We start from the raw sequence: 13,276 nt of genomic DNA, 5'->3' as shown, positions 1-13,276 counted from the left end.
CGAACCTGTGTTTATGTTGACTTCATGGTCCCTGCAGGCGACGATAGTCATAACTACCCCCTCATTGTGGAGGAACCATGGAATCGAAGTCCCTTCGCGGCACCGGTGTCGTCGGCGGCATCGCCTACGCGCCCGCCCTCTGGCCCCGCCCCGCCATCCCAGCGCCCCCACCCCGCGGCACCCTCCCCGAGGATGCTCGGGAGCAGGAGGCCGAGCGCTTCGCCGCGGCGGTGGCCGCCGTCGCCCAACGGTTCGACGAGCGCGCCAGCGCGGTCACCGGTGTCTCGTCCGAGGTCCTCACCGCCACGGCCGCACTGGTCCGGGACCGCGGATGGGTGCGCGCCGCGCGCAAGCTCATCACCGCCGGGACCCCGGCCGAGGAGGCCGCCGGCACCGCGATCGAGGGGTTCGTGACCCAACTCGTCCAGCTGGGCGGCCTGATGGCCGAACGGGCGACGGATCTGCGCGACATCCGCAACCGCGTGCTCGCCGAGCTGTTGGGGCTCCCCGAGCCGGGCATCCCCACCCCCTCGTCGCCCGTCATCCTGTGCGCGGAGGATCTCGCCCCCGCGGACACCGCCGGCCTCGACCCAGCGCTCATCACCGCGCTCGTCACCCGGCTCGGTGGCCCCACCAGCCACACCGCGATCATCGCCAGGCAGCTCGGCATCCCCTGCATCGTCGCCGCGGCGGAGCTTGACTCGGTCCCCGAGGGGGCCCCCCTGCTGGTAGACGGCACCTCGGGGTTCATCACCGTGCACCCCGACCCGGACGAGGCCACCGAGCTGATGAACCGGGACCGGGAGCTCCGGGCACTCACGGCCACCTGGCAGGGCCCCGCCCGGACCTCCGACGGCGTCAGCGTGCAACTGCTCGCCAACGTGCAGGACGGCGCCGCCGCGCGCACGGCCGCCGGCTCGGAGGCGGAGGGCGTGGGCCTGTTCAGGACCGAGCTGTGCTTCCTCACCGCCCAGACCGAGCCCAGCGTCGAGGAGCAGGCCCGCATCTACGGAGAGGTCTTCGCCGCGTTCGCAGGCCGCAAGGTAGTGGTGCGCACGCTCGACGCCGGTTCCGACAAGCCGGTGCCGTTCGCCAACCACGAGGATGAAGCCAATCCCTCGCTCGGCGTGCGGGGCATCCGCCTCGGCTGGACCAACCCGGGGCTGGTGGAACGCCAACTGGACGCGATCGCGCTCGCCGCCGCCGGGGCCGGTGTGGCGGAGGCGTGGGTGATGGCCCCCATGGTGGCCACCGTCGACGAGGCCTTCGAGTTCTCAGCCCTCTGCCGGGCCCGCGGCCTGAAGCCGGGCATCATGGTGGAGGTCCCCTCGGTAGCGCTCCTGGCGGACCGCTTCCTCGCCGAGGTGGACTTCTTCTCCATCGGCACCAACGACCTGACCCAGTACGCGATGGCCGCGGACCGGATGGCCAGCGCCCTGGCCCAGCTCACCGACCCCTGGCAGCCCGCCGTGCTGCGGCTCGTCCAGTTCGCCGCCGAGGCCGGGCTGGCCGTCGGCAAGCCGGTGGGGGTGTGCGGGGAGGCAGCTGCGGATCCGCTGCTCGCCTGCGTTCTGGTGGGGCTGGGAGTCACGTCTCTGTCGATGGCCGCCACGGCGATCCCGTCGGTGGGGGTGCGCCTCGGCAGCGTCACGCTGGACCAGTGCCGCGAGGCCGCCGAGCGCATCGTCGGCACCCGCAACGCACGCGACGCGAAGGAGCTGGCGCTCGCGCTGCTGGGCTGAGGGCGCACAGAAAGGGCCGGGAACCTGAGGTTCCCGGCCCTTTCGGCGTTCAGATCATGGTGCTACGGCTCGACGGTGACCTTGATGGCCTCGCCGCGGGCGACGATGTCGAACGCTGTGAGCGCGTCGACGAGCGGCACCCGCCGGGTGATCAGATCCTTCACCGGGATCTGGCCCGACGCGATGTAGGACAGCGCATCCTTGTGGTGCTTCGGCGCAGACCCGTTGGCGCCGTGGATGTGCAGCTGGCGGTAGTGCACCAGGTTGCTGTCGCAGGTGATGGTCGGGTTGGTCTTCGGCAGGCCGCCGAAGAACGAGATCCGGCCGTTGCGCGCGGCCATCGAGATGGCCTGCTCCTGGTTGATGTTGGCCGGGGTGGCGGTGATCACCACGTCCGCGCCGCGCCCGTCTGTCATGCGCATGATCTCGGCCACGACGTCGGTGCTGGAGGCGTCGATCGTCGCGTCCGGATGGACCGCCTCGGCTGACATCGCCAACCTCTCGGCGTTGATGTCGACCAGGACGATGGTGCCCACCTTGTGCACGCCCCGCGCGATCCGGATGTGCATGCAGCCGATCGGACCGGCACCGAAGACCACCACGAAGTCGCCCTCCTCGATGCCGAGCTGCTCCTGGGCGTTGATCGCGCAGGCGAACGGCTCGACGGCGGAGGCCTCGTCGAAGCCCACCTCGTCCGGGATGCGGTTCAGGCCGTCGACCTTCAGCACCTCCTTGGGCACGATCATGTACTCGGCGAACCCGCCGTCGTACTGGTACCCGACGGAGGTCTGGTTCTGACAGACAGCCATCCAGCCCTTGCGGCACTCGTGGCAGTCGCCGCACGGCACGGCCGCGATCACCTGCACACGGTCGCCGACGGCGAAGCCGCCGAGCGCCTCGGGGCCAACCTCCACCACCTCGCCGGCGATCTCGTGGCCCATCGTCGTGACGCGGGTGATGTTGACGTGACCGTTGTTGCGGATCTTCACGTCGGTGCCGCAGGTCGAGCAGTTGCGGACCCGGATCTTGACCTCCTCCGGGCCGCACTGCGGCTCAGGGACGTCCTCGAGCCGCACATCGCCGGGGGCATGGAATCTCAGTGCCTTCATAACTTCGTTCACTCCTCGGTGGGGGTCAGGAGGTCGATGACCTCGTCAACGGAGGTGGCCGAGCGCAGTCGCGCGGCCCGCTCCTTGTCGGACAGCGTGGTGGCAAGCGCCGCCAGGAGCTTGACGTGCTCGTCGCTGTTCGAGGCGATCGGGATCACGACATTGACGGTGTTCCCGTCCCAGTCGATGCCCTCGGGGTACTGGAGGAAGCCCAGGGCGGCCGAGTTGATGTGGGCTCGTGCCTCGTTGGTGCCGTGGGGAATCGCGACGCCCTGGCCCAGGAAGGTCGTGGTCTGCAGCTCACGGGCGAGCATCCCGTCGATGTAGGCGGGTTCCGCGGCGCCGGAGGTCACGAGGACCTGACCCGCCTGGCGGATGGCGTCGTCCTTGCGGGTCGCGGTCAGCCCTAGCCGGATGTTCTGTCGCGGCAGGATGCCGGGGGCGAGCCGCTTCTTGGGGCGGGCGAGAGTCGCGGTGGTCGCGGCGGGTGCCGCTGCCGACGAGATCGGCTCCCCCTCGGCGTCGCCGACACCGGTCGCGGTGAGGGTGCGTCCCTCACGGATCGCGAGCTCGACGCGGTCGAAGGCCGGGTCCCCGAGGTACGAGGCGAAGGGGACGACGACGGTGCCGGGGACACGCTTGCCGGCCCGGTCCGCGAGGCCCTCGTGGGTCAGCACGACCTGCGCGTCGGTGGGGATCTGATCGACCGGCGTGTGGACAACCTCGACGCCGTAGGGGGCAAGGCGCTTGCGCATCTGGCTGGCCACCATGACCGAGGAGCCCATGCCTGCGTCGCACGCGATGACCACCTTGCGGACGTCAGAACCGAGGATGCTCACGCCGTCGCCGAGCGAGCCGGAGGACGCCAGGGCCGCCGCTTCGGCCTCGACCGAGTCGTCGGAGCCCCGTCCGAACTTCAGGAGGGCGGAGGTCACCAGGAATGAGACGACGGCGGCGGTCAGCACGGTGAGGATCATCGGGAGATGACCACCGGGAGGCGTCACCGCGAAGTAGGCCAGGATCGATCCGGGCGACGGCGGGCCGGCCAGCCCGGCACCGGTGGCGGTGGCGACGAACAGGCCGGACATGGAGCCGGCGATCATGCCCAGGAGCATCACCGGGCGCATGAGGATGTAGGGGAAGTAGATCTCGTGGATCCCGCCCAGGAAGTGGATGACGATGGCGCCGGAGGTGGAGGCGCGCAGAGACCGGGGTCCGAACAGCATGAAGGCGGTCAGCAGGCCGAGGCCCGCACCCGGGTTGGACTCCACCATGTACAGGATCGACTTGCCCGTCTCCGCCACGTCGAGCGCGGCCAGCGGCGTGAAGATGCCGTGGTTGATGGCGTTGTTGAGGAACAGCACCTTGCCGGGCTCGACGAACAGTGACGCCAGCGGCAGCAGGTTCGCGGCCACCAGCCAGTTCACGCCGGCCGACAGCACGCCGACGATGGCCGCCACCACGGGGCCGACGCCCAGGGTGCCGACGATCGCCAGCAGCATGCCGATGATGCCGAGCGAGAAGTTGTCCACCACCATCTCGAAGCCGGCGCGGACCTTGCCCTCGACAGCCCGGTCGAACTGCTTCAGCGCCCAGCCGGCGAGGGGACCCATGATCATCGCGCCGAGGAACATCGGCGTCCCGCTCAGGGTGGCGAACTCCGTGATGCCGCCGATGATCACGCCGGCGGTGGCGATGGCACCGACGACCGCGCCGCGGTTCCCGTGCACCATCTTGCCGCCGGTGTGGCCGATCAGGATGGGCAGGAGAAAGTACAGCATGGGGCCGACCAGGCCGGCCAGCGTGGCGTTCGGCAGCCAGCCTGTCTCGATGAACATCGCCGTGATCAGGCCCCAGGCGATGAAGGCGCCGATGTTCGGCATGATCATGCCGGCCAGGTAGCCGCCAAATTTCTGAATCCGGGCGCGGAGGCCGGGTCCTTCAAGGTTCTTGTTGACGCGTGCGTCAGGAAGAGCGGTCATCATCTACTCCCGTACTCGGCCGGGCAGCGCCTCGATGCGCAGCCGGGTGGGGGTTGCCCACACCGCAATCTTGAAGGCAAAACCAACAGAAGTCAAGTAAACCGGAGAACTTCAATGTTGGATCGTGTTGTTTTTGGAGCCTGGGCAGCCAAAAGGGCCCGCGACGCGCGTCGCGGGCCCTCAGGTCATGGAACAGATCAGCGGGAAGCCGAACCCTCGACGTAGTCGGCGTCGTCGGTCTTGACCCAGCTCATCAGCCCACGGAGCTGACGGCCGGTCTCTTCGATCGGGTGCGCCTCACCCTTGGCACGCAGCTCCTTGAACTCGGGCGCACCCGCATCCTGATCGTCGATGAAACGCTGGGCGAACGCGCCGGTCTGGATGTCGGTGAGCACCGCCTTCATGTTCTCCTTCACCCTGGCATCGATGACTCGCGGGCCGGAGACGTAGTCGCCGTACTCCGCGGTGTCCGAAACGCTCCAGCGCTGCTTGGCGATGCCGCCCTCATACATGAGGTCCACGATGAGCTTCAACTCGTGCAGGCACTCGAAGTAGGCCACCTCTGGCTGGTAGCCGGCCTCGACCAACGTCTCGAAACCGGCCTGGACCAGCGCCGACGCGCCGCCGCACAGGACGGCCTGCTCTCCGAACAGGTCCGTCTCGGTCTCCTCGGTGAAGGTGGTCTTGATCCCGCCTGCGCGCAGCGCACCGATCGCCTTGGCGTAGCTGAGCGCCAGCGGCCAGGCATTGCCGGTCTCGTCCTTCTCCACTGCGATGATCGCGGGCACGCCGCGTCCGTTGGTGTACTCGCGGCGCACCAGGTGCCCCGGGCCCTTGGGCGCCACCATGCACACGTCGACGCCCTCAGGCGGGGTGATGTAGCCGAAGCGGATGTTGAAGCCGTGGGCGAAGAACAGCGCGTCACCCTTGGTGAGGTGGGGCTCGATCTCCTCCTTGTACACGGTGCGCTGGACCTGATCGGGGGCCAGGATCATGATGAGGTCGGCCTCCTCGACGGCCTCAGCGACGGGGAGCACCCGAAGGCCCTCGGCCTCGGCCTTGGCGGCCGACGGTGAGCCAGGGCGAAGGCCCACGCGCACATCGACGCCCGAGTCGCGCAGCGACAGCGCGTGCGCATGCCCCTGCGAGCCGTAGCCGATGACGGCGACGTGGCGACCTTGGATGATCGACAGGTCGGCATCCTGGTCGTAGAACATTTCTGCCATGGGTTCTCCTTCTTCGGTTTCTACTTAGCCTTGTGTTCGGACATGCTCCTGGCGCCTCGGGTGAGCGCCACCTGCCCGGACTGGACGAGTTCGATGATGCCGTGCGGCGCGAGCATCTCCAGCAGGGCGGCGAGCTTCTCGTCGCTGCCGGTGGCCTCGACGGTGATGGACTCCGCCGAGACATCCACGGCCTTGCCCCGGAACAGGCCCACGACGTCGATGACCTGGCTGCGGCTCTGCACGTCCGCACGGACCTTCACCAGCATCATCTCGCGCCTCACGGCCGAATCCCCGAGCTCGAGGACCTTGCGCACCTCGATGAGCTTGTTGAGCTGCTTGACGATCTGCTCGAGGGCGGCGCTGTCCTCGACCTGGGCCACCACCGTCATCCGCGAGACCTCCTCGCGTTCCGTGGGACCCACGGCGAGAGACTGGATGTTGAACCCGCGGCGCGAGAAGAGCGCCGCGATCCGGGTCAGCACGCCTGGGCGGTTTGCGACCAGGATGCTCAGGGTGTGGTTGTTCACAGCACTTCCTCTTCCCATTCGGGGGCCATGTCGCGGGCCACGCGGATCTCGTCGTTGCTGACACCGGCGGGCACCATCGGCCACACCATGGCGTCCTTGTGCACGACGAACTCCACAACCACCGGCTTGTCGTTGATCTCGAGCGCCTGCTGGATCACCGCATCCATCTCCACCTCATTGGTGGCGCGGAGCCCCACGCACCCCATCGCCTCGGCGAGCATGGGGAAGTTGGGCAGCGACTCGGTCATCAGGTCCGTGTTCGAGTACCGGCCCTCGTAGAACAGCGACTGCCATTGGCGGACCATGCCCAGCGCGTGGTTGTTGATGATGGCGATCTTGATGGGGATGTTGTTCAGCGCGCAGGTGACCAGCTCCTGGTTGGTCATCTGGAAGCAGCCGTCCCCGTCGATGCCCCACACCGTGGTGTCCGGGTTGGCCACCTTCGCGCCCATCGCGGCCGGCACGCAGAAGCCCATAGTGCCCGCTCCCCCGGAGTTGATCCAGGTGCCTGGTTTCTCGTGGGGCAGGAAGTGGGCGCACCACATCTGGTGCTGCCCCACGCCGGAGGCGTAGATGGTGTCCGCCGGGCTCAGCTCGCCGATGCGTTTGATGACCTCCTGGGGCGACAGCCGCCCGTCGGGCGCCTCCTCCCAGCGGGGCTGGTAGCGGGCCTTCATGAGGCCCAGCTGACGGCGCCAGGCGTCGGCCTCCGGAGCCGGGTAGGCCTCGATCGCCTCGTTGAGTTCCTTGAGCGTCTCCCTGACATCGCCCACGATGGGGATGTCCACCGCCTTGTTCTTGCCGATCTCGGCCGGGTCCACATCGGCGTGGATGACCTTGGCGTGGGGGGCGAAGCTGTCCAGCTTGCCCGTGACGCGGTCGTCGAAGCGGGTGCCCAGCGCGATGAGCAGATCGGACTTCTGCAGCGCACCGACGGCGGCGACGGTGCCGTGCATGCCCGGCATGCCCATGTTCAGCTCGTGGCTGTCCGGGAACTGGCCCCGTGCCATGAGCGTGGTGACGACGGGGATCCTGGTCTTGGCCACGAACTCGGCCAACTCCGGCGCGGCCTTGGCCAGGCCGACGCCACCGCCGACGTACAGCACGGGGCGCTTCGACTCCGAGATCAGCTTGGCGGCCGCCCGCACCTGCCGCGCGTGCGGCTTCACCGTGGGTCGGTAGCCGGGGAGGTCCAGCTCCAGCGGCCACACGAAGGGAGCGGTGTGCACCATCGCGTCCTTGGCGATGTCCACCAACACCGGACCCGGCCGGCCCGTCGCGGCGATGTGGAACGCCTCCTTGATGGCCAGCGGGATGTCCTCGACGCGCTTGATCAGGAAGCTGTGCTTCGTGATAGGCATCGTGATGCCTCGGATGTCGGCCTCCTGGAAGGCGTCCGTGCCGATGGAGTGGCTGTTGACCTGGCCGGTGATGGCAACGAGCGGGGTCGAGTCCATGTAGGCGTTGGCGATCGGCGTGACGAGGTTGGTGGCGCCCGGGCCCGAGGTGGCGATGCAGACACCGACCCGGCCTGAGCTCATCGCGTAGCCCTCAGCGGCGTGGCCCGCGCCCTGCTCGTGACGCACCAGGATGTGGCGGATCTTCGAGTCGAACAGCGGATCGTAGGCGGGGAGAATGGCGCCGCCGGGAATCCCGAAGGCTACATCGACACCCATTCGTTCCAGTGACTCGACGAGGGCCTGCGCCCCCGTCATGACCTGACCGTCCGTCTGTGTCATGCGCCTCTCCCTTCGTTGATCGCTCGCACTGTTGTCATCCCAAGAAAAAACCCCCGCTGCCCGTATCGGGCACACGAGGGAGCGCTTCGGTTCGTTGATGAGCCGAAACGCTTAGGGAATTACGAGCCAGCTAGTGGGCATGGGTACATGCTTGCCGGTGACGTGGCCGGCTGTCAAGCATTGGTGCCGCGTGGTCCGAAATGTAAGACGGCGGGCAGGACCTGAGTCCTGCCCGCCGTCTGAGCCCAGTGGGCGGTGTCACTCGGTGACGGTGGCCGACTTCGCGGAGGGGTACTTGATGGTGGTCAGGGCCCAGCCGATGATGGCGAACAGGAGGCCGAGGCCGATGACGAGCGCCGCGATGCCGTAGGACACCACAGAGGTGAACAGCGACGCGCGCAGGAACGAGGCGTTCATGGCGGTGGTGCGCTGCGCGGTGTATTCCTCAGCGGCGGCGGTGTCGCCGGCTTCGTTGGCCTCGCGGGCCAGCGCGCCGAGCTCGGCGTAGGTCTTGCCGCCGGCGCCGTCGAGGGCGTGGTGGTTGATGATGTCGGCCTGCGCGAAGGCGCTGAGGGGGCCGGCGACGGGCTTGCCTGCGTAGGCGCCGCCCATGAATGTGGAGTCACCCGGAACGGTGATGTTCTCCGCGGCCAGCTGCGAGCTGACGGTGCCCCAGGTGAGGGCGCCAGCGACGATCATGACGATTCCGGCGACAATGGAGAGGATCCCGGCGATCTTGGTGGCCTTCATGAAAGTCCCTTTCTCTTTCTTTACGGGACGCGTCCACGTCCCTTGATACACATCAATGTAGACCAGCCTGTCTAGACCCTAACCGGGGGGTGGTATTGCCAGGGGACGTTGATCCGTTAGGGTGCCCCACCCACCCTGGCCCATACCCCGTCCAGGTCTGAGGTCACCGGCCCCCGGAGGCCCGCGATGCCAGGATTATGCGCATAGCGAGGCAGCACGTGGACGTGCGTGTGGAGGACCTCCTGACCGGAGACCGGCCCAGCGTTGGACAGGATGTTGCACGCGTCGGCGCCGAGCCGCTCCTTGAGGAGTCTGCCGACGCGGGCCACCGCGGGGCCGATCTCGGCGAGCACCATGTCATCAGCTAGGGCATCGGCGGTGTGGCGGCGGGGCACCACCAGGGTATGGCCCTCCTGCCAGGGCTGGATGTCCAGGAACGCGACAGCGACGTCGTCCTCGTAGATCATCCGGGCCGGGATGTCACCGGCGACGATGGCGCAGAACAGACACTCCATGGCTCTCCTCCTTCTCTATCGGACCTCGAAGCCTGCCTCGCGCAGGCCGGCCTTGACCTGATCGACGGTGAGTCGTTGGTAGTGGAACACGCTGGCGGCCAGCACGGCGTCGGCGCCGGCCTCGGCCGCCCGCACGAAGTGCTCGATCGTCCCGGCGCCGCCTGAGGCGATCAGCGGCACGTCCACCACGGCCCGCACGGCCCGGATCATCTCGAGGTCGAAGCCGTCGGTGGTGCCGTCGGCGTCCATCGAGTTGAGGAGCACCTCCCCCACGCCGCGCGCGCAGGCCTCTTTCGCCCAAGCCAGGGCGTCGACGCCCGCCGAGCGACGCCCGCCGTGGGTGGTGACGCCGAATCCCGAGGGCATCCCTTCCTCGCGCCGGGCGTCCACGGACAGGACCAGGACCTGGTTGCCGAAGGTGCGCGAGATCTCGTCGATGACCCCCGGCCGCGCCAGCGCGCCGGTGTTGATGCCCACCTTGTCCGCCCCGCTGCGCAGCAGGAGATCCACATCCGCCACCTCCCGCACCCCGCCTCCGACCGTCAGGGGGATGAACACGGTCTCCGCGCAGCGCGCCACCATGTCGCGGGTGGTGGCCCGGCCATCGGAGGAGGCCGAGATGTCGAGGAAGGTCAGCTCGTCGGCTCCCTCGGCCGAGTAGCGCGCGGCCAGCTCGACGGGGTCCCCCGCGTCGCGCAACTGACGGAAGTTCACACCCTTGACCACGCGACCGTCGTGGACGTCGAGGCAGGGGATCACGCGCAGAGCTACGGCCATGGGGGCAAACCTAATCCTCCGTCAGGTCCGCCGCCACCACGCCGCGACGCATGGCGTCGGCCGCCTCACGGCAGGTGCGCCGGAGATCGCCGGGCCCGGTGGCGGTGGCCAACTGCCCGGCCAGGTCGATCACCTGGCGCACCCAGCGGACGAAGTCTCCCGCCGAGAGGCCGGTGTGCCGGAGCACCTTGGACAGGTCCTGCCCGCTGGCCCACCTCCAGGCCGCCTCTGCGAACCCGATGTCCGGCTCCCGCCCGCGGTCCCGGTGGTGGACCCGCTCCAGCCGTCCCACCTCGAGCCACACGGCGCGCAGCTCGGACTGGGCCCTTTCGGACGCCGCGTCGGGCATCCGGGGCGGCGCCGCGTCGCGCGTGGGGCGCGATTCGTACAGCAGCGTCGAGAGCACGGCCGCGAGCTGCGGTGGGGTGAGGCCGGCGAAGGTGTCGCGGCGGACACACTCGGCGGCCACCAGGTCCAGCTCGTTGTAGATCCGTCGCAGCATCCTGCCGGCGTCGGTCAGCTCATCGCCGTCGAGGTAACCCAGCGCCTCGAGCACCGCCGTGACCCTGTCGAACTGGGTGCCCAGCGAGTTCGCGCGGCCGGTCACCTCGGCATCCGTGCGCTCGGCCTCGCGCTCAAGGCGCAGCACCCGGGCCGCCTCCACCGCGTGCTCCTCCCGCTCCGGGCATTGATGGCACGGATGCGCCTTCAGCTCGCCCCTCAGCTGCCTGATCTCCCGGGCCACCGCCTCGTCGCTCGGGAGGGCGGTGTCCGGGATGCTCGGGTCGAGCTGCTCCAGCTTGGTTTCCATCGCGGTCAGCAACGAACGCCTGTCCTTGCGCTCCCGCAGGGAGAAGTCGCGCGGCACCCGGACGCGGCCCACGGGGAGCAGCGGGCCGGGGAGATCGTGTGGCTCCAGCTTGAGGACGGTGTGATCGGCGCTGATCACCTGCACCCACGGGTCCGCGCCCCGATGCGCCCTCTGCCCCACCTTCAGCACCACGGACCATCCTTGCCGCGGCACGTGGACCAGATCCCCTGCGAACAGGGTGGTGATGCTGTCGGCCACCGCCTCGTCGTGCTCGGCTCTCCGAGCCTTCGACGAGGCCGCCTCCAGCCTGGAGATCTGGTCGCGCAGCCGCGCGTAGGTCATGAAGTCGCCCAGGTGACACTGGGCTGCGTCCTGCGCGTCTCGCAGCTCGGCCTGGCGCCGCCTCCCGACGCGTGCCGCGGTCACCACGGACTTGTCGGTCTGGAACTGCGCGAACGACTGGTTGAGCAGGTCCCGGGCACGCTCGCGCCCTAGCGTGGCCATCAGGTTGACGGCCATGTTGTAGGTGGGGGCGAAGCTGGAGCGCAGCGGATAGGTGCGCCGCGAGGCGAGGCCGGCCACGGCGCGGGGGTCCATGCCCGCCTGCCACAGGACCACCGCATGCCCCTCGACGTCGATGCCACGACGCCCCGCGCGGCCGGTCAGCTGCGTGTACTCCCCCGGGGTGATATCCGCGTGGCTCTCGCCGTTGTACTTGACCAGCTTCTCCAGCACGACGGTGCGGGCGGGCATGTTGATGCCCAGCGCAAGCGTCTCCGTCGCGAAGACGATCTTGAGTGCCCCCGTCGCAAAGGCCTCCTCGACGATCGCCTTGAAGGCGGGCAGCTGCCCCGCGTGGTGCGCCGCGACACCCGCCTGCAGCGCGTCCCTGAAGGCCTCGAACTCCAAGGCCTCCAGGTCCTGGGCGCTGAGCCCCGCCACGTGACGGTCCGCGATGCTCCCGAGAAGGGCGGCCTCCCCGCGGCTGGTGAGCCTGATCCCGGCGTCGTGGACCTGCCGCACCGCGGCGTCGCAGCCCACCCGGGAGAAGATGAAGTAGATGGCGGGCAGCAGGGAGCCGCCCTCCAGGGCGATCGCCACCTCGCCGCGGCTCGTGGGACGCCCCGCGAAACGCGGATGGGTGGCGCCGCCGTACTGTCCGGAGCCCTGGCCCTGTCCGGTCTTGCCGCGCCCGCTCCGGCCGCGGGGGCGCCGCGAGTCGTCGCGCACCCGGGATGCCTCGTTCCTGCTCACCTGCAGCAGCTCGCGGTTGACCCTGGCCATCCGCTCGGCGGGCAGTTCCGTGGCGGTGGGGGCCACCCCGTCGAACAGGTCCAGGAGGCGACGTCCCACCAGGACGTGCTGGAAGAGCGGCACGGGGCGGCGTTCGGAGACCACCACGGAGAACTCACCCCGCACGGTGCGCAGCCACTCGCCGAAGTCTTCGACGTTGCTGACGGTGGCCGAGAGGGCCACGATCTGCACCGAGTCCGCCAGACCGAGGATCACCTCCTCCCACACCGGCCCACGGAACCGGTCCGCCAGGTAGTGGACCTCGTCCATCACCACGAAGCCGAGGTTCCCGAGCGTGGGCGAGCCCGCGTAGATCATGTTCCGCAGCACCTCGGTGGTCATCACCACGATCTGCGCCTCGGAGTTGACCGAGATGTCTCCAGTGAGCAGCCCGACCCGTTCCGGGCCGTAGCGGTCAACCAGGTCGTGGTACTTCTGGTTGGAAAGCGCCTTGATGGGGGTGGTGTAGAAGCACTTGCGGGACCTGGTGAGCGCGAGGTGGACGGCGAACTCCCCCACCACGGTCTTACCTGCGCCAGTGGGAGCGGCGACCAGCACCCCGCGGCCTAGCCCAAGCTCGCGGCAGCCGTCGATCTGGTACTCGTCCAGGCCGAACGGATAGAGGGCGGCGAACTCGCGCACCTCGTCTGGCAGGGCGTCAGTGCTCACCCATCAAACCTAGTGTCCTGCGTCAAGAGTTCGTGCGATTTCCGGCGCCCCAGCGGCGCCTCGCCGCGTTCTCGTCGCTCGACGAACAACCAAGTGCTACTTCGCTCGTCGGCCTTGCGACCCATCCGCTGGGACA

General features: G+C 68.9%; 10 protein-coding genes. 1 reads left to right on the top strand and 9 read right to left on the bottom strand.

The genetic code is table 11. The features are described from left to right. The first annotated feature begins 77 nt into the window (after positions 1-77). On the top strand, positions 78-1,742 hold the full coding sequence (ptsP, locus tag H5399_RS14760; protein WP_182783947.1) for a phosphoenolpyruvate--protein phosphotransferase: 1,665 nt from the start codon (positions 78-80) through the stop codon (positions 1,740-1,742). Positions 1,743-1,804: 62 nt separating this feature from the next. Here ptsP and H5399_RS14755 read toward each other — a convergent pair whose 3' ends face one another. The 9 genes from H5399_RS14755 to H5399_RS14715 form a co-directional block, all read right to left on the bottom strand. After that, a complete protein-coding gene (locus tag H5399_RS14755; RefSeq protein ID WP_182783945.1) occupies positions 1,805-2,851 on the bottom strand; it encodes a zinc-dependent dehydrogenase in 1,047 nt (348 codons plus the stop codon). A gap of 8 nt (positions 2,852-2,859) precedes the next feature. Beyond that, complete coding sequence (locus tag H5399_RS14750; protein ID WP_255422342.1) at positions 2,860-4,836, bottom strand: PTS mannitol transporter subunit IICBA; 1,977 nt, start codon at positions 4,834-4,836, stop codon at positions 2,860-2,862. A 194-nt stretch (positions 4,837-5,030) separates the two neighbouring features. Beyond that, a complete protein-coding gene (gene ilvC / locus H5399_RS14745; RefSeq protein WP_182783943.1) occupies positions 5,031-6,059 on the bottom strand; it encodes a ketol-acid reductoisomerase in 1,029 nt (342 codons plus the stop codon). 20 nt (positions 6,060-6,079) lie between these two features. After that, positions 6,080-6,586 (bottom strand): acetolactate synthase small subunit, encoded by a 507-nt coding sequence (ilvN, locus tag H5399_RS14740; RefSeq protein WP_182783941.1) that lies wholly within the window; start codon positions 6,584-6,586, stop codon positions 6,080-6,082. After that, on the bottom strand, positions 6,583-8,325 hold the full coding sequence (locus H5399_RS14735; RefSeq protein ID WP_182783940.1) for an acetolactate synthase large subunit: 1,743 nt from the start codon (positions 8,323-8,325) through the stop codon (positions 6,583-6,585). The genes ilvN and H5399_RS14735 overlap by 4 nt, the downstream gene beginning before the upstream one ends. A 258-nt stretch (positions 8,326-8,583) precedes the next feature. Continuing rightward, entirely contained in the window at positions 8,584-9,075 is a 492-nt protein-coding gene (locus H5399_RS14730; RefSeq protein ID WP_182783939.1) for an aromatic ring-opening dioxygenase LigA, read from the bottom strand. A 116-nt stretch (positions 9,076-9,191) separates the two neighbouring features. Next, a complete protein-coding gene (locus H5399_RS14725) occupies positions 9,192-9,590 on the bottom strand; it encodes an HIT family protein (RefSeq protein WP_182783936.1) in 399 nt (132 codons plus the stop codon). A gap of 15 nt (positions 9,591-9,605) precedes the next feature. Beyond that, entirely contained in the window at positions 9,606-10,367 is a 762-nt protein-coding gene (gene hisF, locus H5399_RS14720; RefSeq protein ID WP_182783934.1) for an imidazole glycerol phosphate synthase subunit HisF, read from the bottom strand. A gap of 10 nt (positions 10,368-10,377) precedes the next feature. Then, positions 10,378-13,125, bottom strand: a complete 2,748-nt coding sequence (locus tag H5399_RS14715) for an RNA helicase (RefSeq protein WP_182784048.1) — start codon at positions 13,123-13,125, stop codon at positions 10,378-10,380. Positions 13,126-13,276: the final 151 nt, after the last annotated feature.

The sequence above is a fragment of the Tessaracoccus sp. MC1627 genome (assembly GCF_014164725.1).
Classification (GTDB): domain Bacteria; phylum Actinomycetota; class Actinomycetes; order Propionibacteriales; family Propionibacteriaceae; genus Arachnia.
The sequence above is the reverse complement of the archived record's forward strand: the minus strand, read 5'-3'. Positions and strand labels throughout refer to the sequence as shown.

Bases quoted from the DNA above. Each gene is read 5' to 3' on its own strand.
- ptsP (WP_182783947.1), top strand. From the start codon at position 78: ATGGAATCGAAGTCCCTTCGCGGCACCGGTGTCGTCGGCGGCATCGCC.
- H5399_RS14755 (WP_182783945.1), bottom strand. From the start codon at position 2,851: ATGAAGGCACTGAGATTCCATGCCCCCGGCGATGTGCGGCTCGAGGAC.
- H5399_RS14750 (WP_255422342.1), bottom strand. From the start codon at position 4,836: ATGATGACCGCTCTTCCTGACGCACGCGTCAACAAGAACCTTGAAGGA.
- ilvC (WP_182783943.1), bottom strand. From the start codon at position 6,059: ATGGCAGAAATGTTCTACGACCAGGATGCCGACCTGTCGATCATCCAA.
- H5399_RS14735 (WP_182783940.1), bottom strand. From the start codon at position 8,325: ATGACACAGACGGACGGTCAGGTCATGACGGGGGCGCAGGCCCTCGTC.
- H5399_RS14730 (WP_182783939.1), bottom strand. From the start codon at position 9,075: ATGAAGGCCACCAAGATCGCCGGGATCCTCTCCATTGTCGCCGGAATC.
- H5399_RS14725 (WP_182783936.1), bottom strand. From the start codon at position 9,590: ATGGAGTGTCTGTTCTGCGCCATCGTCGCCGGTGACATCCCGGCCCGG.
- hisF (WP_182783934.1), bottom strand. From the start codon at position 10,367: ATGGCCGTAGCTCTGCGCGTGATCCCCTGCCTCGACGTCCACGACGGT.